Raw genomic sequence first — 21,478 nt, forward strand, 5'->3', positions numbered from 1 at the left:
AAATTGCCCTTGAGTACTCGCATGATCACCACTCAGGGTCACCACCAGGACGCCGATCTCAACGGCCTGCTCTACGGCTTCGTCTTTCGCCCCGGCCAGCCGGGTCGGGAGATCGACTCGACGCAGGCCCTGGAACTGCTGCTCAATCCTGGCGAGCCGGAAGAATTCCTCTGGCTGCACATGAACCTTGCGCACGCCGCCTGCGAGCGCTGGATGAAAGGCAGCCTCGACCTGCCGGAAACCTTCTTCGAAACCCTGCGCGAAGGCTCGCGCTCGACCCGCATCGAACACACCGATACCGCTTTGCTGGCGGTGGTCAACGACGTGGTGTTCAACTTCGGCCTGGTGTCGTCGGACGTGTCCACGCTCTGGGCCTGCGCCCGCAGCCGGCTGCTGGTCAGCGCGCGCTTGCAGCCGCTGCACTCGGTGGACCGGTTGCGTTCCTCGGTGAAGCGCGGCGAACGCTTTGCCTCCACCGTCGAGTTGCTGATTCACCTGCTGGGTGACCAGGGTGATCTGCTGACGCAGATCGTCCGCGAAACCACGTTGAACGTGGACCGTATCGAAGACCAGTTGCTGTCCCAGCGCCTGAGCAACAACCGTGCGGAACTGAGCGGCATGCGCCGCGTGCTGGTGCGCCTGCAACGCCTGTTGGCGCTGGAGCCGGGCTCGCTGCTGCGCCTGCTCAACCGCCCGCCGGATTGGCTGCGCGAGCAGGACATGCGCCAGTTGCGCTCGGCTACTGAAGAGTTCGCGGTGATCATCAACGACCTCACCGCGCTGGTGGAGCGGATCAAGCTGTTGCAGGAAGAGATCGCCGCCAAGCTCACCGAAGAGAACAACCGCACGCTGTTCACCCTGACAGTGGTGACGGTGCTGGCGCTGCCGATCAACATCATTGCCGGCTTCTTCGGCATGAACGTCGGCGGGGTGCCGCTGGCGGATGACCCGCACGGGTTCTGGGTCCTGGTAGCGCTGGTGGCGACCTTTACCGTGCTGGCGGGGCGCTGGGCGTTTCGCAAGCGTGGGGATTACTGATTTTTGGGGGCAGTTGGCGCCTTATCGCTGCATGGGTATCTACACATCTTGCAGGTAATCGCAAACCGTCAGCCGCTTGCGATCCTGTAGGAGCGGATTCATCCGCTCCCACAGGATTGCAGGTGACCGAAGCTTTGCGATGCCCAGGGAGATGTGTAGATACCCATGCTCATCGCTGCGCTGCTAGATCAGAACAGCTTGCTCAACACCCAGTACAAACTCCCCGACAACAGAATCGCCGCCGGCAAGGTCAGCACCCAGGCCATCAGCAGGTTGCGCACTGTCCCCCACTGCAACCCCGAGCCGTTGGCGGTCATGGTCCCGGCCACGCCCGAAGACAGCACCTGGGTCGTTGACACCGGCAGGCCATACAAGTCAGCCGCGCCGATGGTCAGCATCGCCACGGTTTCCGCCGAAGCGCCCTGGGCGTAGGTGAGGTGGGTCTTGCCGATGCGCTCGCCGACGGTCACCACGATGCGCTTCCAGCCAACCATGGTGCCCAACCCCAGGGCGATAGCCACGGCGACCTTGACCCACAGCGGAATAAAGCGGGTCGCATCGTCGATCTGTTTCTTGAAGGCTTGCAGCTTGGCGCTGGTGTCGGCGTCGAAGCCGCCGACCTTGTCCTTGTCCATCAGGCGGATGGCTTCGGAGGCCAGGTACATGTCGTTGCGCACGTTGGCCATGGCTTCGGCCGGCACCCGCGACAGCGAACCGTAGCCTTTCACCTCGGCGCCGATCTGGCCCGACAGCACGGCCAGCGCCGGCACCAGTTCAGGCGTGACCTGCTTGGTGCGCACGTAGGTTTCCAGCACCGGACGCGGATCGGCGGGGGCCGGCAGCGGGGCGCTGCGTTGCAGGGCTTGCTGGGTCACTTCGGCCACTGCGGCGAACTGGATGGCCTGGCTCTCCGGCATGGTGCGGTTGAGCGCGTAGGCCATGGGCAGGGTGCCGATCAGGATCAACATGATCAGGCCCATGCCTTTTTGGCCGTCGTTGGAACCGTGGGCGAAGGACACGCCGGTGCAGGTGAGAATCAACATGCCGCGAATCCACCACGGCGGCGGTGCGTCACCTTCAGGGGCCTTGTACAGCGCACGGTTTTTCACGAACAGGCGCAGGGCAAGAAGCAGCAGCCCCGCGCAGACGAAGCCGACCAGCGGCGACAGCAGCAGCGAATAACCGACCTTGGTCGCCTGCGCCCAGTCCACGCCGCTGGTGCCGTCGCGGCCGTGCATCAGCGCGTTGGCGATGCCGACGCCGATGATCGAACCAATCAGGGTGTGCGACGACGAAGCCGGCAGTCCCAGCCACCAGGTGCCGAGGTTCCAGATGATCGCGGCGATCAGCAGGGCGAAGATCATCGCGAAGCCGGCCGACGAGCCGACCTGCAGGATCAGCTCCACCGGCAGCAGGGCGATGATGCCGAACGCCACCGCGCCGCTGGACAGCAGCACGCCGAGGAAGTTGAAGCAGCCGGACCAGACCACCGCAAAATGCGCCGGCAGGGAGTTGGTGTAGATCACCGTGGCGACGGCGTTGGCGGTGTCGTGGAAGCCGTTGACGAACTCGAAGCCGAGGGCGATCAGCAAAGCGATGCCCAGCAGCAGGAAGGGCGTCCAGGTGGTGACCACGGCGTTCATGTCGCCGACGTCGCGCACCAGGCTCCAGGCCGAGAACAGGATGCCGGCGGCGATGATGATGAAGAAGATCGCCGAGGCGAGCCGGCCAGGCTTGTGCACGAGCTGCGGGCGAGGGCCCGCGGCGCGTGGGGAAGGCGTTGCGGTGAGTGTGCTGGTGTCCATGTTCCGGTACCGGTGAGGGGAGGGCACCGGTGATTATCGGAAGCGGATGTTACAGGATGTGTCTACATCGAAATCAGTAGACCTCCGGTACGATCAGCGCTTCTGGCGTCGGCGTGCGGCTGTAGTCAGCCTGGCGCACCCGTTGCGGTAGCGACACGGTCGGCGTCTGCACCTCTTCATACGGCACCTGGTCGAGCAGGTGCTGGATGCAGTTCAGGCGGGCCTTTTTCTTGTCGTCCGCTTGCACCACCCACCAGCGTGCTTCATCGATATGGGTGCGCTCGAGCATGATTTCCTTGGCCTTGGTGTAGGCCTCCCAGCGCCGGCGGGACTCCAGGTCCATCGGGCTGAGCTTCCATTGCTTGAGCGGATCGTGGATACGACTGAGGAAGCGCAGGTTCTGCTCCTGGTCGGAGATCGAGAACCAGTACTTGATCACCTGGATCCCGGAACGCACCAGCATGCGTTCGAACTCCGGCACGCTGCGGAAAAACTCTTCGTACTGATCGTCACTGCAAAAGCCCATGACCCGCTCGACGCCGGCGCGGTTGTACCAACTGCGGTCGAACAGCACCACCTCACCGGCTGCCGGCAGGTGCGGCACGTAGCGCTGGAAGTACCACTGGGTCTGTTCGCGGTCGTTCGGCGCGGGCAGGGCGGCGACCCGGCAGACCCGCGGATTGAGGCGCTGGGTGATGCGCTTGATCACCCCGCCTTTGCCGGCGGCGTCGCGGCCTTCGAAGAGGATCACGATCTTGTGGCCGGTCTTGACCACCCAGCTCTGCAGCTTGACCAGCTCGCCCTGGAGCCGGAACAGCTCGCGGAAATAGCGGCGGCGTGCGGCTTTTTCCGGGCTGTCCGGGAGGTTCTCGTCGAACAGCTCGTCGAGGTTTTCGGCGTCTTCGGCCAGTTCCAGTTCGAGCTCTTCGTCGCTGTGGTCGATCAGCTCGTGGTAGATGCGCTGGATCAGGGAGTCATCGGTCAGGATCATCATCGGTCTCGCTCACGGTAATAGCGCCGATGTTAGGCAGGCTCCGTGGCAGGCAGGTGACAATCCGGGCGCTTACTTCAGTGGCACGAAAATATCCGTCTGCCACTGCTCCAGCGGCGTTGGCGGGAACACGCTCAGGTACTGGAAAAACAGCGGCTGATCGCGCAACTCCTCGCCGCTGGCGGGCAGCCAGTCGCGGTAGATCGGGTAGATGGTTTCGCCGATATGGTCGGGTGAACCGGAATGGCGCACCACGGCGTAGCGACCGCCGGGGATGATCCGCTCGCCGACGGCAAAGTCGTTGGGCCGCACCGCCTCGTCGATTTCGCCGCAAACGGCGAAATGGAATTGCTCTGGCGGGGTGGTATCGGGGTTGTTGAACGGCATGCCGAAGCTGCGGCTCGACGCCACCGGCGACTGGCCGCTGTGGATGCGCCAGTCGATAAAGCGGCGCACCGTCTCCGGCACCAGTCCCGGTGGGCCGATATGCTCCAGCGCGGCAACGCGGACTTCGGCGAAATCAACGATTCTGACCTGCATGGTGATGCTCCTGGAAAAGTGAGGGATGGCGAACACCGCGTTCCAGACCTGCCAGTTCGGCGCCTTGCGAAAGGCGCTGGGGCTCATGCCGAAGTCCCGGCGAAACGCCCGGCTGAACGCCTCCGGGCTTTCGAACCCGGCGCCCAGCGCGGCGTCCAGCACCGAATGCCCGGCGCTTTGCACCAGCCGATGCGCGGCCCGGCGCAGGCGCATCAATTGCACATAACGGGCAACCGGCACGCCGACAAAGGCCGAAAACTGGCGGTGAAAGTGGAACTCCGAGAAATTCGCCAGATGGCTCAGGGTCTTGACCGACAGATCGCCTTCAAGGTTGTCGGCGATGTGGGTCAGGACGGTGGCGAAGCGTTTGGCGTAACTGGAGTCGCTGGACATCTCGGGTACCGTGGGCTGGTTTTGCGGTAGGCACAGGATCGGTGATTGATGGCTGGGCGCGCCTAGCCGGGTTTGCTCGATGGTGGGGGAGATTAGCACCGAGCTCAAAGCGGCCCTATCAAACCCCGATCAATTGGCTCTTTATCAACCCTCGACTGGCCCCTATTCTGCTGCCCATTTGCCCGGAACCCTTCTTCATGGATTCACTGCTTCTCACCATCATCCTCGGCGCCGCCCTGGCCGGGTTCGTCCAGGGCCTGTCGGGCTCGAACTTCGGTCTGGTGGCCATGGCCGTTTGGGCCTGGGCGCTGGATCCGATCCTGACCGGGCCGCTGGTGGTCTGCGGCTCGCTGGTGGGGCAGGTACTGGCGGCGGGAACCTTGCGCCGTGGGTTGAAGCGCGAGCATCTGGTGCCGATGCTGATCGGCGGGCTGGCCGGGGTGCCGCTGGGGGTGGCGTTGCTGCATGCCATCGACCCGCTGGTGTTCCGCCTGCTGGTGGGGATCGTGTTGGCGCTGTGGTGCCCTTTGATGCTGTTTTCCAGCAATTTGCCGACGCTGCGCCGTGGCGGACGCAAGGCCGATGCCGCGGTGGGCGTGCTGGGCGGGGTGATGGGCGGCATCGGCGGCCTGACCGGGCCGGCGCCGGCGCTGTGGGCGGTACTCAAGGGCTGGGACCGCGATACTCAGCGCTCGGTGATCCAGGGCTTCAACCTGGGGATGCAGTTGCTGACGATGATCACCTACCTGGTTTCCGGCACCGTTACTGCCGAAGCCCTCGGCCTGTTCCCGGTGGTGGCGCTGGCGGTGCTGCTGCCTACCTTCGCTGGAATCCGCGCCTATCGGCATTTCAGTGATATCGCCTTTCGCAAGATCGTCCTGGGCTTGCTGGCGCTGGCGGGGGTGTTGCTGATCGTCCAGTCGCTACCGCACGTGGTTTAACGCCCGTCCACCGGCACGTTCAGCCCGACTTTCACATTGCTCATCGACACCAGCGTCTTGAAGCGCTTGACGTTGTTGCTTTCGAAGAACAGCGTCCGCGTCAGCTCGGTGTACTGCTCCATGTTGCGCACCGCCATGATCAGCACGAAATCGCACTCGCCGGCCACGTAGTAGCACTGCTGCACCTGCGGGCAGGCGAGGAAGGTGCGTTTCATGGCGTCGAGCAGGTCGAGACGTTCGTTCTCGACTTCCACTTCGGCGATCACCGTCAGGCCATAGCCCACGGAAACCGGGTCCACCAGGGCGACGGTCTTGCGCACCACCCCTTCGGCATTGAGCTTTTTCAGGCGGCGATTGACGGCGGCGGGGGACAGGTTGACCCGCGCGCCGAGGTCTTGCTGCGAGGTGGTGGCGTCCTGCTGGACGGCGTCCAGCAAGGCCAGGTCAAAGGGGTCCAGGCTCATGTAACGGTCTCCTGAGGTCAAACCCCGCGAAGGCGGGCGAATGCGGAATAAAAATTCATTTCCTAGTCGAAAATCAAGAAATAACTGCGTTGGGTTGAAATAGGATTTACCCATCAACCGAACACGCAGAGACCTCTCGATGAACCTTCAGCTCAACGGCGCGCTGCTCCTGGAGCAGATTCGCATCCTCGGTGAACTGGGCGCCGATCCGCTCCACGGCGGGCGCACCCGCATCGCCCTGACCGACGCCGAGAAGGCCGGTCGTGACCAAGTGGTGGCCTGGATGAACGCGCTGGGCCTGACCGTGCGCATCGACCGCATCGGCAACATCTTCGGCACCTTGCCTTCGGCCTCCGGCGAGCAGCGAGCGCCGCTGATGATCGGCTCGCATATCGACACCGTGACCAACGCCGGTGCCCTCGATGGCTGCTACGGCGTGCTCGCCGGGCTGGCGGTGGTCCGCGCCTGGCGCGACGCGGGTGTGCTGCCGTCGCGGCCGATCACCGTCGCGGCGTTCACCAACGAGGAGGGCGTGCGCTACCAGCCAGACATGATGGGCTCGCTGGTCTACGCCGGCGGCCTGGCGGTGGACGCGGCGCTGGACACCCTCGGCACCGATGGCACCCGCCTTGGCGACGAGTTGGCCCGCATCGGCTATGCCGGTGATCTGGAACCGGGCGCGATCGTGCCCCATGAATACCTTGAGCTGCATATCGAGCAGGGCCCGATCCTCGAAGCCGAGGGCCTGCAGATTGGCGTGGTGGAAAACCTGCAGGGCATTTCCTGGCAGCAGGTGACGGTGAGCGGCAGCGCCAACCATGCCGGCACCACGCCGACCCGCCTGCGCCACGACGCCGGTTTCGTTGCCTGCGCTGCGGTGGCCGAGGCCCGCGCCATCGCCCGGGATTCCGCCGGCAGCACGCTGGCGACCACCGGCTGCATCGCCTTCGAGCCCAACGTGATCAACGTGATTCCGCGCCGGGCCACTTTCACCGTCGATCTGCGCGACCCGGATGAACCGCGCCTGCTTCAGGCCGAACAGCGCTTCGCCGAGGTGCTTGATCGACTGGCGAAGGAAGAAGGCGTGAGCGTCAGCCGTGAGCAGCTGGTGCGCTTCGAGCCGGTGGTGTTCGACGCGGGGCTGGCCGACGCCATCGAGGCCAGCGCCCGACGCCTGGACCTGAGCCACCGGCGCATGACCTCCGGCGCCGGCCATGACGCGCAGATGATCGCCCGCATCGCCCCGGCCGCGATGATCTTCGTGCCTAGCCGTGGCGGCATCAGCCACAACCCGCGGGAACACACCGATGACGCGGCGCTGATCGAAGGCGCCGAGGTGCTGCTGGATGTGGTGGTGCGGCGGCTTTCCTGAGCTGTTTCGAAACCCTCCTGCAAAAACAGATGACAACAAATGGAATGTGGAGATGTGCTTCATGCTATTAGCCAACCCTAACGCCACCCGCCAGCCATACCCCGAGGCGCTGAAACGCATCATGAGCATCGCCCAAGCCCAGGAAAGCCGTGAATGGCTGGGCCACTGGGACGGTCTCAACCGGGGCGCCACGCCGCTGTACGCGCTGCCGGATCTGGCCGCCGAACTGGGTGTGGGCCAGTTGCGGGTCAAGGACGAATCACGCCGTTCGCCGCTGGGCAGTTTCAAGGCCCTTGGCGCGCCGATCGCCCTGGTGCGCCTGATCCTGCGGCGCTTTCCCGAACAGCGCTTCGATGTGCCGGCGCTGCTGGCCGGTGAATACCGCCAGGCCCTGGCCGACTTCACCGTGATCAGCGCCACCGACGGCAACCATGGTCGCGCGTTGGCTGCGGCGGCGCAGAGCGTCGGTTGCCGCTGCGTGATCGTGCTGCACGCCAATGTCAGCGTCGAACGGGAACAGGCCATAGCCGCCTATGGCGCGCAGATCGTGCGGATCAGCGGCAACTATGACGAGTCGGTGGAAGAGGCGGCCGCACAGGCAGATCGCAACGGCTGGCTGGTGGTTTCGGATACGTCTTATGAAGGCTACGAAGACATCCCCCGCGACGTGATGCAGGGCTACGGCACCATCGCCGCCGAGATCGTCGAAGCCCACGCCGAAGGCTTCACCCATGTGTTCCTGCAGGGTGGCGTCGGCGGCCTGGCGGCGGGTATTGCCAGCTACCTGTGGGAATTGCAGGGCGAGCAGCGCCCGACCGTTATCGTGGTCGAGCCGGAGCAAGCCGATTGTCTGTACCAGAGCGCCCTGGCCGGGCGTGCGGCGAAGGCCAGCGGTTCGGTGGACTCGGTGATGGCCGGTCTTGCCTGCGGGGAAACCTCGCCGCTGGCGTGGAAATTCCTGCAGCCGGGGGTGGATTTCTTCATGACCATCGAAGACAGCGATGCGGTACGCGCCATGGGCCGTCTCGCCGCAGGCAGCGCCCGTGACATTCCGCTGGAAGCCGGCGAGTCGGCGGTGGCCGGGCTGGCCGCGTTGCAGCGTCTGGCGGAGGCGCCGGGCCAGGCTGCCGAAATTGGCTTGAACGCCGATTCGCGGGTGCTGCTGATCAGCACCGAAGGCGCCACTGCGCCGGGCGTGTATGCCGAGCTGGTAGGCGAATCGGCCGAGTCGGTGCGAGCCCGGCAAATGCGCTGGACTCCCGGCGCCTGAGATTTCTCCCTTTCCCGATTACCCCGTCCGATCAGGCTGTCACCGGCCTGATCCGACGCCTGCTGCTCCAGACAAAAACAACAAGCGGAGAGTGACATGCACGCTACCAAACGCACTATCGGACCCTGGTCGCTGATGCTGACCGGGCTGGGGTCCATCATCGGCTCGGGCTGGCTGTTCGGCGCCTGGCATGCCTCGGCCATCGCCGGGCCGGCGGCGATCCTGGCCTGGATCATCGGCGCCGTGGTGATTCTGGCGATTGCCTTGACCTACGCCGAAATGGGCGCAATGTTTCCCGAGTCCGGCGGCATGGTCCGTTACGCCCGCTACTCCCACGGCGCGCTGGTGGGTTTCATGGCGGCGTGGGCCAACTGGATCTCCATCGTCTCGGTGATTCCCATCGAAGCCATCGCCTCGATCCAGTACATGGCGTCCTGGGACTACCCCTGGGCCCGGGCAATGGTCGCCAACGGCGAACTCAGCACTTCCGGCCTGTGGGCCAGCGCCGCACTGGTGCTGGTGTACTTCGGCCTCAACTACTGGGGGGTGAAGCTGTTCGTACGGACCAACACCGCCATCACCCTGTTCAAGCTGATCGTCCCGGCGCTGACCGGCGTGGTGCTGATCTGGGCCGGGTTCAATCCGGAGAACTTCGGTGACGGCAGCCAGGCCAGCTTCGCGCCTTATGGCTGGTCGGCGGTGTTCACCGCGGTGGCGGCCAGCGGCATCGTGTTCAGCTTCAACGGCTTCCAGAGCCCGGTCAGCCTGGCCGGCGAGGCGCGTAATCCGGGGCGCAGCATTCCCTTCGCGCTGATCACCTCGGTGCTGATTGCGCTGGTGGTGTATGTGCTGTTGCAGGTGGCGTTCATCGGTGCGGTCAGCCCGCAAAGCATTGCCGGCGGTTGGCATAGCCTGAATTTCAACTCGCCGCTGGCGCAATTGGCCCTGGCGCTGAACCTCAACTGGCTGGCGATGCTGTTGTACCTGGATGCCTTCGTCAGCCCTTCGGGCACCGGTTCGATCTACACCGCCACCACGGCGCGAATGATCCATGCCATGGAGCGCAACAACACCTTGCCGAAAGTCTTTGGTCGCCTGCACCCGCTGTATGGCGTGCCGCGTCCGGCGATGTGGCTGAACCTGGCGGTGTCCTTCGTCTTTCTGTTTTTCTTCCGCGGCTGGGGCACGCTGGCGGCGGTGATTTCGGTAGCGGTGATCATCTCGTTCCTTACTGGCCCTGTGAGCCTGATGACCTTGCGCGTCACTGCGGCGGATGTCCCGCGTCCGCTGGTGATCAAGGGCATGGCCGTGGTCGCACCGTTTGCCTTTGTCTGCGCCGCGCTGGTGCTGTACTGGGCGCGCTGGCCGCTGACCGGCCAGGTGATCCTGCTGGTGGTGGGCGCCTTGCCGATTTTCTTCTGGTTTCAGGCCAAGGCCGGCTGGAAAGGATTTGCCCGCGACCTCTACGCCGCCCTCTGGCTGATCGGCTTCCTCCCCGCCATGGCCCTGGTGTCTTGGCTGGGCAGCAGCGATTTCGGTGGCATCGGCGTGCTGCCGGCGGGCTGGGACATGCTGGTGGTAGCGCTGATGGCACTGGCCTTCTACTACGCCGGGGTGCGCAGCGGCTATCGCACCCGGCACCTTCAGGAGAGCGCGGCCTGGCGCGACAGCGCCGAGACTGAACCCGCGTCCCTCGCGATGCCCACCTCACCTTCGACCGTGACCCCGTGACAGGAATCGACCATGACTGATGCATTCGAACAGCGCCTTAAAGACTGGCGCCATGCGTTCCACCGCCACCCGGAAACCGGCTTCGAGGAAGTCGACACCGCCGAGCGGGTGGCCGGGATTCTCCAGGGCATGGGCCTTGAAGTGCACCGCGGCATCGGCGGCACCGGGCTGGTGGCGAGTCTGACCGTGGGCGAGGGCGCGGGCGTCATTGGCCTGCGTGCCGATATGGACGCGCTGAACATCACCGAACAGGCGCCATGCCGCGAGCACGCTTCGCGCATCGCCGGCAAGATGCACGCCTGCGGCCACGACGGGCATATGGCGATGGTCCTTGGCGCCGCCGACCTGCTGTGTCGCCAGCGCAATTTCAATGGCACGGTGCGTTTCATCTTCCAGCCTGCCGAAGAGCATGGGTGTGGCGCCAAGGCGATGATGGCGGACGGGCTGTTCCAGCGGTTCCCGGTAGACGCCATCTACGGTGCCCACAACATGCCGGGGATGGCGGCCGGGCATATCGCCACGCGGGTTGGAGGGATCATGGCCAGCGAGGACAACTTCGTCATTCGCATTCGTGGTCGCGGCACCCACGCGGCGCGGCCGCACATGGGTGTCGACCCGCTGGTGACCGGGGCCCAGATCGTCCTGGCGCTGCAGACCGTGGTGGCGCGCAATGTCGATCCAAGCCAGTCGGCGGTGGTGTCATGCACCGAGTTCCTGACCGACGGCATTCGCAACGCCATTCCCACCCACGTCACCATCAAGGGCGACACCCGCAGCTACAGCCCGCAGGTGCAACGTTTGCTGGAGACGCGGATGCGCGAGATCAGCCAGGGCATCTGCGCGGCCAATGGCGCCGAGTGCGAGTTCGAGTACAGCCACGAATTCGCCCCGACGGTGAACTGGGCAGCGAATACTGCGCTGGCGGTGGAAGCTGCGCGTGCGGTGGTGGGCGAGGCGGCGGTGGATGCCGAGGTGGCGCCGATGATGATCTCGGAAGATTTCGGCGCGTTCCTGCAACAGGTGCCGGGCAACTTCGTGTTTATCGGCAACGGCGCTGAGGGCGAGGTCGGGGCGACGCCGCTGCATAACGCCTGCTATGACTTCAATGACCGGATTCTGGGCGTGGGGGCACGCTACTTTGCCGAGGTGGTGAGAAGAAGCTTGTCGGTTTGATGGTTTGGTAGCGCTCCTGCATGGCCAAAACAAAGCCCCCGCACAAGGCGGGGGCTCATTTCATCAGAACAACGCCAGCGTGTAGTCGATATTCACCCTCAGCTCATTGTCATCCCGGAACGACGCCGCCGGGGCGAAGTCGTTGCGGTACCAGGCATGTCGCAGGCGTACGGCGACGTTCTTCAGCGGTCCGCTCTGCACCACATACGACAGCTCGATATCCTTCTCGCTTTCGTTCAACCCCGACCCGCCCAACGCTGTCGGCAGTTCGATATGGCTGCCGTCCAGATAGCGCAGCATGCCTTTCAGGCCGGGAACGCCCATGGCGACGAAGTCGTAGTCGTAACGGACTTGCCAGGTGCGTTGCTTGGGGTTGAGGAATTCGCTGCTCAGCGCACCTTCGCTGACCACCATCGGCTCGGAACCGGCGATGTAGGGCATGGAGGTATTGCCGTTGAGTTGCATCCAGCCCAGGCCAAGGCTGTGTCCGGCCTGGCTGTAGGTGGCCATGATGCCGAAGGTGCGGTTGTCGACTTCGCCGGCCTTGGCCGGGCCGTGTTCGCGGCTGATGTGGTAGCGCACGTCGGTCTTCAGGCGACCGCCGCCCAGCGCGCGGTTGTCGATGAAACCGACGAAGTCCTGCTTGTAAATGTCCTCCAGCTCGGCGTGGTAGTACTTGAGGGTCAGCGGCTCGGACAACTGGTAGTCGCCACCGATGTAGTTGAAGGCGTCCGACTGCGCGGCGCCGTTGAAGCGGCGGTTGGGCGCGGCGATGGAGATCTTCTGGTCGTTGGTGGAGTCGCGCTGGTTCATGCGGTCGAGGCGGCCCGCAGTGAGGGTCAGGCTGTCGATGTCCTGGGACTTGATGTTCACGCCACGGAAGGTCTGCGGCAGCAGGCGCGTCGGGCTGGCGAACAGGATCGGCAGGATCGGCATCAGCGTGCCGCCCTGCAGTTCGGTCTTGGACACCTTGATCTTGCCGGTCAGGCCCAGCTCCGAGTAGTCGTCGCGGGGATGGCGGTCGGTGCTGTCGAATGGCAGCAGACCGGTGCCGGTGCGGTCGGGGCTGGAGTCGAGCTTGATGCCGAGCAGGCCCTGGGCATCGAGGCCAAAGCCCACCGGGCCTTCGGTGTAGCCGGAATTGAAGCGCAGGATGAAGCCCTGGGCCCATTCGCGGGTCGCCGATTGCGCCGAGGTGCCTTTGTAGTCGCGGTCGAAGTAGTAGTTGCGGGCGGTGACGGTCGCCTTGCTGTCTTCGAAGAAACCCTGGGCCTGGAGGACCGGGCTGAGGGCGCAAAGCGAGCCGAGGGCGACGGCGGTGTTGAGTCGGTTCATGGTGTGGCCTTTCTTATTGTTGTTTTCGGGGTTCATTCAGGGGCGTGCAGCAGGACCCACTGTTGGTCCTTCACGGTCACCAGGGCGCGGGCGCGCTGGTCGTGACCGAAGTGGTCGGTGGCGCTGAGGTTGTAGACGCCATGGGTGCCGACTACGTCCTTGGTGCTTTCCAGCTGGTCGCGCAGGCTCTGGCGGAATTCGGCGCTGCCCGGCTGGGCGGTTTTCAGTGCGGCAGGCACGGCCGCTTCGACCAGACGCATGGCGTCGTACAGGTAGGCGCCGAACGGCGACAGGCTGCCCGCGCCGTACTGCGCTTCATAGCGCTGGGCGTAGTCGCTGGCGACGGCTTTGGACGGGTGGGTTTCCGGCAATTTGTCCCACACCACCACCGGGCCTACCGGCAGGATCGCGCCGTTCAGGGCCTTGTCGCCGATGCGCAGGAAGGCCGAGTTGGCGGCGCCGTGGGTGTGGTAGATGGTGCCCTTGTAGCCAAGGCGGCGCAGTTCGGTGTGGGGCAGCGCGGCCGGGGTGCCGGTGGCGCCGATCAACACGGCGTCGGGCTTGGCGCTCATGACTTTCAGGGCCTGGCCGCTGACCGAGGAATCGGTGCGGTTGAAGCGCTCGTCGCGCACCAGCGTGATCCCCGCAGCGGGTGCCAGCTCGCTGAGCACCTTGTGCCAGTCCTCGCCCCAGACGTCGTTGTAGCCGATGTAGGCGAGGGTCTTCACCCCGGCTTCTTTCATGTGCTCGATCAGTGCTTCGGCCATCAGCGCGTTGGTCTGGGCGATGGTGAAGATCCACTGTTGCTCGCCGCCTGGCGGCGCGTAAGGGGCGAGGGCGATCTGCGCGGTGCGGCTTTCCTTGGCGATCTGCGCCACGGCCGCCGAGGTCGGCACGGTGGTGGAGCCGATCAGCAGGTCCACCTGGTTTTCGCTGACCAGCTTGCGCGCGTTCTTCGCCGCGGCGGTGCTGTCGCTGCCGTCGTCGAGGACTACGTATTTCACCGCTTGGCCGGCGATTTCCTTGGGCAGCAGGGCAATGGTGTTGCGTTCCGGAATACCCAGCGAAGCGCCGGGGCCGGTGGTGGAGAGGATCACGCCGACGGTGACGTCAGCCTGGGCGGCGGCCGACAGGGCGGCCACCAGCAGCAAGGGAATGAACGGTTTCATGGAAGCTCCTGAGTATTGTTGTTATGGCGTTGAGCGTGTCGGGAACGGCGGGTGCTAGCCGGTAGCGCGGGCGGCCTCCGTGGCGGTGGATGAGGATTTGCGGCCCAGGTAGCTCTCGACCACCCGGGGGTTCTGCGCGAGGTCGGTGGCGTCGCCGTGCAGGACGATGTCGCCGACTTCGAGGACGTAGCCGTAGTCGGAAATCTTCAGTGCGGCGCGGGCGTTCTGCTCCACCAGCAGGATGGAAACGCCGCGTTCGCGCAGGGTCTTGAAGATGTCGAAGATCTCGCCGATCACCCGTGGCGCCAGGCCCAGGCTTGGTTCGTCGAGCATTAGCAGGCGCGGCTTGGCCATCAGCGCGCGGCCGATGGCGAGCATCTGCCGCTCGCCGCCGGAGAGGGTGCAGGCCGCCTGTTCGCGGCGTTCACGCATCCGCGGAAACAGCGCGAAGACTTCGTCGAGGGTCTGCTGGTGATCGCGATGACCCTGGCGGTGGCGGCTGAAGGCGCCGAGGCGCAGGTTGTCCTCGACGCTCATCAGGCCGAACAGCTCGCGGCTTTCCGGCACCAGCGCCATGCCCTTGTCGATGCGTTGGGCCACGCCGTGGTGGGCCAGCAGCGGCTGGCCGGCATAACTCACCTCGCCGGTGGACGGCAGCAGGCCGATCAGTGCCGCCATCAAGGTGGTTTTGCCGGCGCCGTTGGGGCCGATCAGGCTGACGATCTGGCCCTCGTCCAGGTGCAGGTCGAGGTTGCGCACCGCTTCCACCTTGCCGTGGTTGATCGACAGGTTGCGTACATCCAGCAGGCGGCTCATTCCACACCTCCGAGGTAGGCGGCCAGGACCGCCGGGTTTTCCTGGATTTCCAGCGGGGTGCCGCAGGCCAGGCGCTGGCCGAATTCCATCACCACGATGTGGTCGGCCAGGCCCATGACGAAGTCCATGTCGTGCTCCACCAGCAGCACGCCGAGGCCTTCGCCGCGCAGTTGTTCGAGCAGTTGCGCGAGGGCCTGTTTTTCGCCGTAGCGCAGGCCGGCGGCGGGTTCGTCGAGCAACAGCAGGATCGGGTCGCTGCACAGCGCCCGGGCGATTTCGACGATGCGTTGCTGACCCAGCGCCAGGCTGCCCGCGGGGGTGTGCAGGTGTTCGCCAAGGCCCACTCGCTCGATCTGCCGCGCGGCTTCGGCCAGCAGGCTGGCTTCCTCGCCGCGCTCCAGGTGCAGCATCGAGCGCAGCAGGCCGGCTTCGCCGCGCATATGGGCGCCGAGGGCGACGTTTTCCAGCACGCTCATCTCTGGCAGCAGGCGCACGTGCTGGAAGGTGCGGCTGACGCCGAGGCGGGCGATGGCGCGCGGCGCAAGGCCGTCGATGCGCTGGCCGAGGAAGCTGATCTGCCCGGCGTTGGGTGACAGCACCCCGGAGAGCAGGTTGAACAGGGTGGATTTGCCGGCGCCGTTGGGGCCGATCAGCGCGGTGACTTCGCCGCTGTTGATCGCCAGGCCCATGTCCTTGTTGGCGACCAGGCCGCCGAAACGCTTGATCAGTCCTTCGGCCACCAGCAGCGGCTGGCCATGGGCGGGCATGCTGCGCCGGGGCAGGGCGGCGGCTTCGGCGGGCAGTGCGGTGCTGCGCCGGCGCTTGGGCAGCGCCGCCTGCAACAGCGGCAGCAGACCGCCGCGGGCGTATTGCAGGACGAGGATGATCAGCACGCCGAAGAAGATCATTTCGAAGTTGCCGGCCTGGCCGAACAGGTGCGGCAGGACATCCTGCAGCACCTGCTTGATCAGCGTCAGCAAGGCGGCGCCGAGCAGCGCGCCCCAGAGACTGGCGACGCCGCCGAGGACGATCATGAACAGGTATTCGATGCCCATCACCACCGAGAACGGGGTCGGGTTGACCACCCGTTGCAGGTGGGCGTACAGCCAGCCGGACAGCGAGGCCAGCAATGCGGCGATCAAGAACACCTGCAAGCGGCTGCGGGCGGTGGGGATGCCCATCGCCTCGGCCATGCCGGCGGCGTCCTTGAGGGTGCGGATCGCCCGGCCCTGGCGGCTGTCGAGCAGGTTGTACAGCAGCCACAGACTGGCGGCGAGGATCAAGCCGAGCAGCGGGCTGAAGTCGGCGGCGCTGCTGATGCGCCAGCCGAACAGCTCGATGGCCGGCAGGTCCTGGATGCCGCCGAAACCACCAAGGCCCGGCAGGTTGCCGAACAGGTAGAACAGCGCCAGGCCCCAGGCCAGGGTGCCGATCGGCAGGTAGTGCCCGGCCAGGCGCAGGGTCAGCAGGCCGAGGCTGGTGGCTACGGCGAGGGTGATCGCCAGCCCGGCCAGCAGGCCGAGCCAGGGCGACAGGCCGTACTCGGTGCACAGCACCGCGGTGGCGTAGGCGCCGATGCCGACGAATGCGGCCTGGCCGAAGGAGGTCATGCCGCCGATGCCGGTGAGCAGCACCAGGCCCATGGCGACCAGGCTGTACAGGCCGATGTAGTTGAGCAGGGTGACGTGGAACGGCGGCAGCACGCTTGGCGCCAGGCACATGGCCGCCAGCAGCAGGATCAGGGGAAGCAGGCGACGGGTCATCAGTGTTGCTCCTCGAGATGAGGGTGTTTCAGCGACAGCCACAGCAGTACCGGGATCACCAGGGTGAACACGATGACTTCCTTGAAGGCCGAGGCGCCGAAGTTGGCGAAGCTTTCCAGCACGCCGACGAAGAACGCGCTGCAGGCGGCGATGGGGTAACTGGCGAGGCCGCCGAAGATCGCGGCGACGAAGCCCTTGAGGCTGATAAGGAAGCCGGAGTCGTAATACAGCGTGGTCAGCGGCCCGATCAGCACCCCGGACACCGCGCCGATAAACGCCGCCAGGCCGAAGGCGCTCTGGCCCGCCAGTTGCGTCGGGATGCCCACCAGTTGCGCGCCGTTGCGGTTCAGTGCGGTGGCGCGCAGGGCCTTGCCGTACAGGCTGTGGCCGAAGAAGGCGTAGAGCAGGCTGATCAGCGCCAGCGCGCAAGCGATCACCAGCAGGCTTTGCAGGCTTACCGGCAGGTCACCGAGCATGAAACTGGCGTCGGTCAGCGCCTGGGTGCGCACGCCCTCGGCGCCGAACATCCACAGGCTGATGCCGACCAGCGCGATGTGCACCGCCACCGAGATGATCAGCAGCAACAGCACCGAGGTTTCCGCCACGCGCTGGTAGACCAGTCGATACAACAGTGGGCCCAGCGGCGTGACCAGAGCCAGGGTGACGACGATCTGCAACACGCCGGGCAGGGCAGCGAGATCGAGATTGCCCAGCACCAGCCAGAGCAGCGCCGGCACGCTCAGGTAACGCAGCGCCAGGCCCGGCAGGCGCCGGTAATGGCCGTGGCGCACGGCGATCGCCGCATCCAGCGTGCAGGCCAGCAATGACAGGCCGATCAGCAGCCACAAGGTGCCGGGCAGCAGGCCCAGTTGCAGGGTCGCCAAGGTCAGGGCGCTGTAGGTCACGAAATCGCCCTGGAACACCAGGATGGTGCGGGTGACCGAGAACACCAGGACCAGCGCCAGGGCCACCAGCGCATAAATCGCACCCGTAGTGAGGCCGTCCTGGCCGAGAAACGCCAGTATCGAGAGATCCATGAGCAACCCTCAGCGAGCGATGGGGTAGGAAAGGCCGGGCCGCGCGGACGGGCTGTCGGTCAGGTCGGGGGGAGGCGGTAGATCGGCGGGGCGGCCGGTGCGCGCATGCGAGAACATAGTGAGATACCCAACTGTATTTTTATTGTCTTAGGGTCCAGCCCCGGTGTGGGCTGTGGGCGACCTTATTGGAATACACATGCGAATGTGTATGTATAGACTAGCGGGTCATGACGGAGGTTTGTCAATAGGGGAAGGGAGAAAGAGGGGGTTTTGAAATCGAAAGATACAGTTATGTATCTTTTTGCGGTTTTCAGCCGTACTGCGATGGCGTTGCGGGTCATTCATTTTGTGGGAGTTGGCAAGCCAACTCCCACTGGGTGTCTCGCATCTTTGCCTCAGGCCGGAACGGCAGCGCCGTGTGGCAACAACAAACCCGCCATGCGCTGACTACGGTCCAATCGCTGCTCGGACGTGTCGTCGCTGTGCAGCAACGACAGGCTGATCTGGTACGCATAGATCAGGTAGGCGCGGTCCTGTGCTTCATCGGCGGGCGCGCCGGCCTGGATCAGCAAGCCTTCGATGTAGTTCAGGCGGTGGCTGTCCACCTCGTCGATGGCCTGGCGCGCCTGTTTGTCGCGGCGGGCCCAGGCGCGGATGCCCAGTTCGATGGCGGCGGCTTCCTTGGCGGTCTGGCCGTGGGACGGCAATTCCAGCAGGCGCTGCAACTGCTGCAGCGGCGAGGCGTGGGCGTTGCGCAGGTTGAGAATCACGTCTTCGGTGGCGCGCGCACGCCAGTTGCCGAGGATGCCTTCGAGCAGTTCGCCGCGGCTTTTGAAGTGGTAGTAGAAGCTGCCGCGGGTGATTTTCAGTTCCTTGGCCAGGGTATCGACCCGGACCGCGTCGACGCCGCTGCTGACCAGCACATGTTGGGCGGCGTGGATCCAGTCTTCGCGGGTGAGGTTGGTGCGTGATGACATTGTGTAAGGGCCTTGTTCATCGAGCTGGAAGGCGCCAGGGCGGCAGGATCGTGGCCCGGCCCGGGGCGCTAAGGAGGGCATTCTAGCGCCCGGCGCAATGCCGAGGCTATTGCCGCCGGCGCAGCCAGAGCGCGCTCCGGGGCACCGGCAGTTTGCCGAATTCACCCATTTCTTGAAATACACATCTGTAGGTTGACCCGCATATTTTTACACCATTGCGCGTTTTTTTCGTTGACGCACGTCAAAACCATCCATAGCATTCGGATACACATCTGTATGTTAAGAATAAAAACGGAGACCTCGATGAGCGCAATTGCCAAGACGCTGCTGGCCGCAGGGCACAACACCCACTACTACGAAGCCGGCCAGGGTGATGCCCTGTTTCTGCTGCACGGCTCGGGTCCGGGTGTGTCCGGCGGCACCAACTGGGCCAAGTCAATTCCGGTGTTCGCCGACCGCTGGCGGGTGATCGTGCCGGACATCGCCGGCTTCGGTTTCACCGAATTCCAGGCCGACGCCAAGTACGACATCAAGCTGTGGGTCAACCACCTGCTGGGCATCATGGATGCGCTGGATATCCAGAAAGCCTCCTTTATCGGCAACTCCTTCGGCGGCGCCGTGGCCATCGGCCTGGCGGTGTTCGCTCCGGAGCGGGTCGACAAACTGGTGCTGCTCGGCACCCCTGCCGGCGAATTCGTGCAGACCCCGGGCCTGCGTGGCGCCTGGGAATACGAGCCGTCGCTGGAGAACATGCGTCGCCTGATGGAGCTGTTCCCCTACAACACCTCGCTGATCACCGACGAACTGGTGCAGTCGCGCTTCGAAGCCAGTGTCCGGCCCGGCGCTCAGGACGCCCTGCGCAAACTGATCCCGCGTCCGGCCGCCGAGGGCCAGACCCTGGTCAAAGGCTTCCCCGCCGCAGCGCTGGCGAAAATCACCGCGCCAACCCTGGTGGTGCATGGCCGCGAAGACCGTGTGGTGCCGCCGGAATGCGGTCTGCTGATCGCCAACAGGGTGCCGAACGCCGACCTGCATCTGTTCGGTCATTGCGGCCATTGGGTGCAGAGCGAGCAGCCACGGCGCTTCGCCGCGCTGGTCCGCGACTTCCTCAGCGAGTAAGCGCCATGAGCCGAAATGTAATGGAGCGCGTGCTCTGGCAACTGTGCGTCGAGCGCGCCGCCAAAGAGCGGTTTCGCCAGGACGCTGCGGGCTTTCTCGCCCGCTTCGAACTGAGCGAAGACGAGGCGGCGATGATCCTCGGCTTCGATGTTGCCGGGCTGCAGGCGGCCGGGGTCAACCCGATGCTGACCATGGGCTTCTGGCAGGAACTTTCCGTGGAGCGCGACATGGCGATCTACAAGCAGCGCCTCGGCTGCACCGATGAACTCAGCGCGGGTTTCTCCGCCGCGCTCAAGGGGTGATGAGATGGGCAAGATAGTAGGCGGCTTCTGGATGCCGCACGACCCGGTCATGTTCGTGGCGCCGAATGCGCCGCCCGAAGCCCAGCGCGAGGCGGTGTGGCAAGCCTACGCCGACTGCGCCCGGCGCCTCGCCGAGCTGGAACCGACCGCGGTGATCATCGTCGGTTGCGACCATTACATTCTGTTCGGCACCCACTGTCTGCCGCGCTACGTGATCGGCACCGGCGACGTCGACGGCCCGATCGATCGCCTGCCGGGCTTGCAACGCCGGGTGGTGAGCAACCACCAGGCGCTGGCCGAGCACATCGTCGCCCACGGTGACGCCACCGGCGTTGACTGGAGCGTGGCGCGCAGTTTCACCGTCGACCATTCGTTCTCGATCCCGCACCAGTTGGTGGTGCAGCCCGCCGAGCAACTGCTGGGCAAGACCTTGCCGAGCATTCCGGTGTACCTGGCTTGCGGCGTCGATCCGTACATCTCGCTGAAACGCTCGGCCGACCTCGGCCGGCAACTGCGCGCGGCGGTGGAAGCCTTCGACGCCGACGAGCGCGTGGTGATCATCGGCAGCGGCGGCATCAGCCACTGGGTCGGTACCGTCGAGATGGGCAAGGTCGCCGAAGACTTCGACCGCGAAATTCTCGAACTGGGAGTCAAGGGCGACCTGGAAGGCCTGTGCGCCTACAGCGACGAGGAAATCCTCCGTCGCGCCGGCAACGGCGCCATGGAAATCCGCAACTTCGCCTGCGCCATGGCCGCGCTGGAGCAGCCGGTGGGCGAAGTGGTCGCCTATGAAGCGGTGCCAGCGTGGGTCACCGGCCTGGGCTTTGTGCAATTAAAGGAGGGCCGGGCATGAGCCGGGTATTGCTGTGCCAGCGCGACGAACTGGCGCCGGGCGAATTGAAGAAGGTCGAGCAGGCCGAGGGCGACGCGATCTGCGTCTACAACCTGGGCGGCACCTTCTACGCCACCACCGACATGTGCACCCACGCCACCGCCTCGCTGGCCGAAGGCGATCTGGAAGACGACCTGATCACCTGCCCGGTGCACTGGGGTCAGTTCCACATCCCCAGCGGCAAGGCCGTGACCTTCCCCTGCGAGCGGCACCTGCGCACCTACAAGATCATCGTCACCGACCGCGAGGTGTACGCCGACGTCGCCCTCGAAGCCGACGAGGCCCTGGCCGCGGCCGAGAGCCCGGTCTGACGTCGTCGCTGTCCCACCGCATTCCTGTGTGAGTCCGAA

19 protein-coding genes and 1 pseudogene are annotated in these 21,478 nt (G+C 65.2%); 10 read left to right on the plus strand and 10 right to left on the minus strand.

Features of this window, described 5'->3' with window-relative positions; genetic code table 11:
- Positions 1-2: 2 nt before the first annotated feature.
- Positions 3-1,038, plus strand: a pseudogene (locus HWV67_RS03225) (transporter).
- A 188-nt stretch (positions 1,039-1,226) separates the two neighbouring features.
- Here HWV67_RS03225 and HWV67_RS03230 read toward each other — a convergent pair.
- From HWV67_RS03230 to HWV67_RS03240, 3 genes are all read right to left on the minus strand, one after another.
- Positions 1,227-2,843 carry an inorganic phosphate transporter gene (locus HWV67_RS03230; protein ID WP_175649898.1) on the minus strand — a complete coding sequence of 539 codons (1,617 nt, stop codon included), beginning with the start codon at positions 2,841-2,843 and terminating at the stop codon, positions 1,227-1,229.
- Between the two features lie 73 nt (positions 2,844-2,916).
- A complete protein-coding gene (gene ppk2, locus HWV67_RS03235) occupies positions 2,917-3,834 on the minus strand; it encodes a polyphosphate kinase 2 (protein ID WP_175650957.1) in 918 nt (305 codons plus the stop codon).
- 72 nt (positions 3,835-3,906) lie between these two features.
- The gene (locus HWV67_RS03240) at positions 3,907-4,767 is read right to left on the minus strand and encodes an AraC family transcriptional regulator (RefSeq protein WP_175649899.1); all 861 of its coding nucleotides are present in this window, start codon (positions 4,765-4,767) and stop codon (positions 3,907-3,909) included.
- 197 nt (positions 4,768-4,964) lie between these two features.
- On the opposite strand from HWV67_RS03240, the gene HWV67_RS03245 reads away from it, so the two are divergent.
- On the plus strand, positions 4,965-5,708 hold the full coding sequence (locus HWV67_RS03245) for a sulfite exporter TauE/SafE family protein (protein WP_175649900.1): 744 nt from the start codon (positions 4,965-4,967) through the stop codon (positions 5,706-5,708).
- Here the strand turns inward: HWV67_RS03245 and HWV67_RS03250 are convergent.
- Positions 5,705-6,172: an Lrp/AsnC family transcriptional regulator gene (locus HWV67_RS03250; RefSeq protein ID WP_110968734.1), complete on the minus strand. Its 468-nt coding sequence runs from the start codon at positions 6,170-6,172 to the stop codon at positions 5,705-5,707. The genes HWV67_RS03245 and HWV67_RS03250 overlap by 4 nt on opposite strands.
- 139 nt (positions 6,173-6,311) lie before the next feature.
- On the opposite strand from HWV67_RS03250, the gene HWV67_RS03255 reads away from it, so the two are divergent.
- The 4 genes from HWV67_RS03255 to HWV67_RS03270 all read left to right on the plus strand — a co-directional run bounded on the left by HWV67_RS03255 (position 6,312) and on the right by HWV67_RS03270 (position 11,718).
- Positions 6,312-7,544: a Zn-dependent hydrolase gene (locus HWV67_RS03255; RefSeq protein WP_175649901.1), complete on the plus strand. Its 1,233-nt coding sequence runs from the start codon at positions 6,312-6,314 to the stop codon at positions 7,542-7,544.
- 61 nt (positions 7,545-7,605) lie between these two features.
- Positions 7,606-8,814: a diaminopropionate ammonia-lyase gene (locus HWV67_RS03260; RefSeq protein ID WP_175649902.1), complete on the plus strand. Its 1,209-nt coding sequence runs from the start codon at positions 7,606-7,608 to the stop codon at positions 8,812-8,814.
- Positions 8,815-8,910: 96 nt separating this feature from the next.
- Positions 8,911-10,545 (plus strand): APC family permease, encoded by a 1,635-nt coding sequence (locus HWV67_RS03265; protein ID WP_175649903.1) that lies wholly within the window; start codon positions 8,911-8,913, stop codon positions 10,543-10,545.
- Positions 10,546-10,557: 12 nt separating this feature from the next.
- Entirely contained in the window at positions 10,558-11,718 is a 1,161-nt protein-coding gene (locus HWV67_RS03270; RefSeq protein ID WP_175649904.1) for a M20 aminoacylase family protein, read from the plus strand.
- 63 nt (positions 11,719-11,781) lie between these two features.
- Here HWV67_RS03270 and HWV67_RS03275 read toward each other — a convergent pair whose 3' ends face one another.
- From HWV67_RS03275 to HWV67_RS03300, 6 genes are all read right to left on the minus strand, one after another.
- Positions 11,782-13,053, minus strand: a complete 1,272-nt coding sequence (locus HWV67_RS03275) for an OprD family porin (RefSeq protein WP_175649905.1) — start codon at positions 13,051-13,053, stop codon at positions 11,782-11,784.
- 32 nt (positions 13,054-13,085) lie between these two features.
- Positions 13,086-14,222 carry an ABC transporter substrate-binding protein gene (locus HWV67_RS03280; protein ID WP_175649906.1) on the minus strand — a complete coding sequence of 379 codons (1,137 nt, stop codon included), beginning with the start codon at positions 14,220-14,222 and terminating at the stop codon, positions 13,086-13,088.
- A gap of 54 nt (positions 14,223-14,276) precedes the next feature.
- The gene (locus tag HWV67_RS03285; RefSeq protein WP_175649907.1) at positions 14,277-15,038 is read right to left on the minus strand and encodes an ABC transporter ATP-binding protein; all 762 of its coding nucleotides are present in this window, start codon (positions 15,036-15,038) and stop codon (positions 14,277-14,279) included.
- Positions 15,035-16,801, minus strand: coding sequence for a branched-chain amino acid ABC transporter ATP-binding protein/permease (locus HWV67_RS03290; RefSeq protein WP_175649908.1), 1,767 nt, complete (start codon positions 16,799-16,801; stop codon positions 15,035-15,037). Before HWV67_RS03290 ends, HWV67_RS03285 begins: the two co-directional genes overlap by 4 nt.
- Entirely contained in the window at positions 16,801-17,838 is a 1,038-nt protein-coding gene (locus HWV67_RS03295) for a branched-chain amino acid ABC transporter permease (protein WP_175649909.1), read from the minus strand. Before HWV67_RS03295 ends, HWV67_RS03290 begins: the two co-directional genes overlap by 1 nt.
- Positions 17,839-18,233: 395 nt before the next feature.
- Complete coding sequence (locus HWV67_RS03300; RefSeq protein ID WP_175649910.1) at positions 18,234-18,815, minus strand: TetR/AcrR family transcriptional regulator; 582 nt, start codon at positions 18,813-18,815, stop codon at positions 18,234-18,236.
- A 303-nt stretch (positions 18,816-19,118) separates the two neighbouring features.
- Between HWV67_RS03300 and HWV67_RS03305 the strand changes: the two genes are divergently transcribed.
- From HWV67_RS03305 to HWV67_RS03320, 4 genes are read left to right on the plus strand one after another with little or no spacing between them, the layout of a single operon-like run.
- Entirely contained in the window at positions 19,119-19,934 is an 816-nt protein-coding gene (locus tag HWV67_RS03305; RefSeq protein WP_175649911.1) for an alpha/beta fold hydrolase, read from the plus strand.
- A gap of 5 nt (positions 19,935-19,939) precedes the next feature.
- On the plus strand, positions 19,940-20,236 hold the full coding sequence (locus tag HWV67_RS03310) for an extradiol ring-cleavage dioxygenase (protein WP_110970416.1): 297 nt from the start codon (positions 19,940-19,942) through the stop codon (positions 20,234-20,236).
- Positions 20,237-20,240: 4 nt separating this feature from the next.
- On the plus strand, positions 20,241-21,089 hold the full coding sequence (locus HWV67_RS03315; RefSeq protein WP_175649912.1) for a protocatechuate 3,4-dioxygenase: 849 nt from the start codon (positions 20,241-20,243) through the stop codon (positions 21,087-21,089).
- The gene (locus tag HWV67_RS03320) at positions 21,086-21,439 is read left to right on the plus strand and encodes a non-heme iron oxygenase ferredoxin subunit (RefSeq protein ID WP_110970414.1); all 354 of its coding nucleotides are present in this window, start codon (positions 21,086-21,088) and stop codon (positions 21,437-21,439) included. Before HWV67_RS03315 ends, HWV67_RS03320 begins: the two co-directional genes overlap by 4 nt.
- Positions 21,440-21,478: the final 39 nt, after the last annotated feature.

The organism is Pseudomonas sp. Marseille-P9899, from assembly GCF_903166565.1.
GTDB lineage: Bacteria > Pseudomonadota > Gammaproteobacteria > Pseudomonadales > Pseudomonadaceae > Aquipseudomonas > Aquipseudomonas huaxiensis.

What these genes read in the sequence shown, in the direction of transcription:
- HWV67_RS03230 (WP_175649898.1), bottom strand. Translation starts at nt 2,843, where the DNA reads ATGGACACCAGCACACTCACCGCAACGCCTTCCCCACGCGCCGCGGGC.
- ppk2 (WP_175650957.1), bottom strand. Translation starts at nt 3,834, where the DNA reads ATGATCCTGACCGATGACTCCCTGATCCAGCGCATCTACCACGAGCTG.
- HWV67_RS03240 (WP_175649899.1), bottom strand. Translation starts at nt 4,767, where the DNA reads ATGTCCAGCGACTCCAGTTACGCCAAACGCTTCGCCACCGTCCTGACC.
- HWV67_RS03245 (WP_175649900.1), top strand. Translation starts at nt 4,965, where the DNA reads ATGGATTCACTGCTTCTCACCATCATCCTCGGCGCCGCCCTGGCCGGG.
- HWV67_RS03250 (WP_110968734.1), bottom strand. Translation starts at nt 6,172, where the DNA reads ATGAGCCTGGACCCCTTTGACCTGGCCTTGCTGGACGCCGTCCAGCAG.
- HWV67_RS03255 (WP_175649901.1), top strand. Translation starts at nt 6,312, where the DNA reads ATGAACCTTCAGCTCAACGGCGCGCTGCTCCTGGAGCAGATTCGCATC.
- HWV67_RS03260 (WP_175649902.1), top strand. Translation starts at nt 7,606, where the DNA reads ATGCTATTAGCCAACCCTAACGCCACCCGCCAGCCATACCCCGAGGCG.
- HWV67_RS03265 (WP_175649903.1), top strand. Translation starts at nt 8,911, where the DNA reads ATGCACGCTACCAAACGCACTATCGGACCCTGGTCGCTGATGCTGACC.
- HWV67_RS03270 (WP_175649904.1), top strand. Translation starts at nt 10,558, where the DNA reads ATGACTGATGCATTCGAACAGCGCCTTAAAGACTGGCGCCATGCGTTC.
- HWV67_RS03275 (WP_175649905.1), bottom strand. Translation starts at nt 13,053, where the DNA reads ATGAACCGACTCAACACCGCCGTCGCCCTCGGCTCGCTTTGCGCCCTC.
- HWV67_RS03280 (WP_175649906.1), bottom strand. Translation starts at nt 14,222, where the DNA reads ATGAAACCGTTCATTCCCTTGCTGCTGGTGGCCGCCCTGTCGGCCGCC.
- HWV67_RS03285 (WP_175649907.1), bottom strand. Translation starts at nt 15,038, where the DNA reads ATGAGCCGCCTGCTGGATGTACGCAACCTGTCGATCAACCACGGCAAG.
- HWV67_RS03290 (WP_175649908.1), bottom strand. Translation starts at nt 16,801, where the DNA reads ATGACCCGTCGCCTGCTTCCCCTGATCCTGCTGCTGGCGGCCATGTGC.
- HWV67_RS03295 (WP_175649909.1), bottom strand. Translation starts at nt 17,838, where the DNA reads ATGGATCTCTCGATACTGGCGTTTCTCGGCCAGGACGGCCTCACTACG.
- HWV67_RS03300 (WP_175649910.1), bottom strand. Translation starts at nt 18,815, where the DNA reads ATGTCATCACGCACCAACCTCACCCGCGAAGACTGGATCCACGCCGCC.
- HWV67_RS03305 (WP_175649911.1), top strand. Translation starts at nt 19,119, where the DNA reads ATGAGCGCAATTGCCAAGACGCTGCTGGCCGCAGGGCACAACACCCAC.
- HWV67_RS03310 (WP_110970416.1), top strand. Translation starts at nt 19,940, where the DNA reads ATGAGCCGAAATGTAATGGAGCGCGTGCTCTGGCAACTGTGCGTCGAG.
- HWV67_RS03315 (WP_175649912.1), top strand. Translation starts at nt 20,241, where the DNA reads ATGGGCAAGATAGTAGGCGGCTTCTGGATGCCGCACGACCCGGTCATG.
- HWV67_RS03320 (WP_110970414.1), top strand. Translation starts at nt 21,086, where the DNA reads ATGAGCCGGGTATTGCTGTGCCAGCGCGACGAACTGGCGCCGGGCGAA.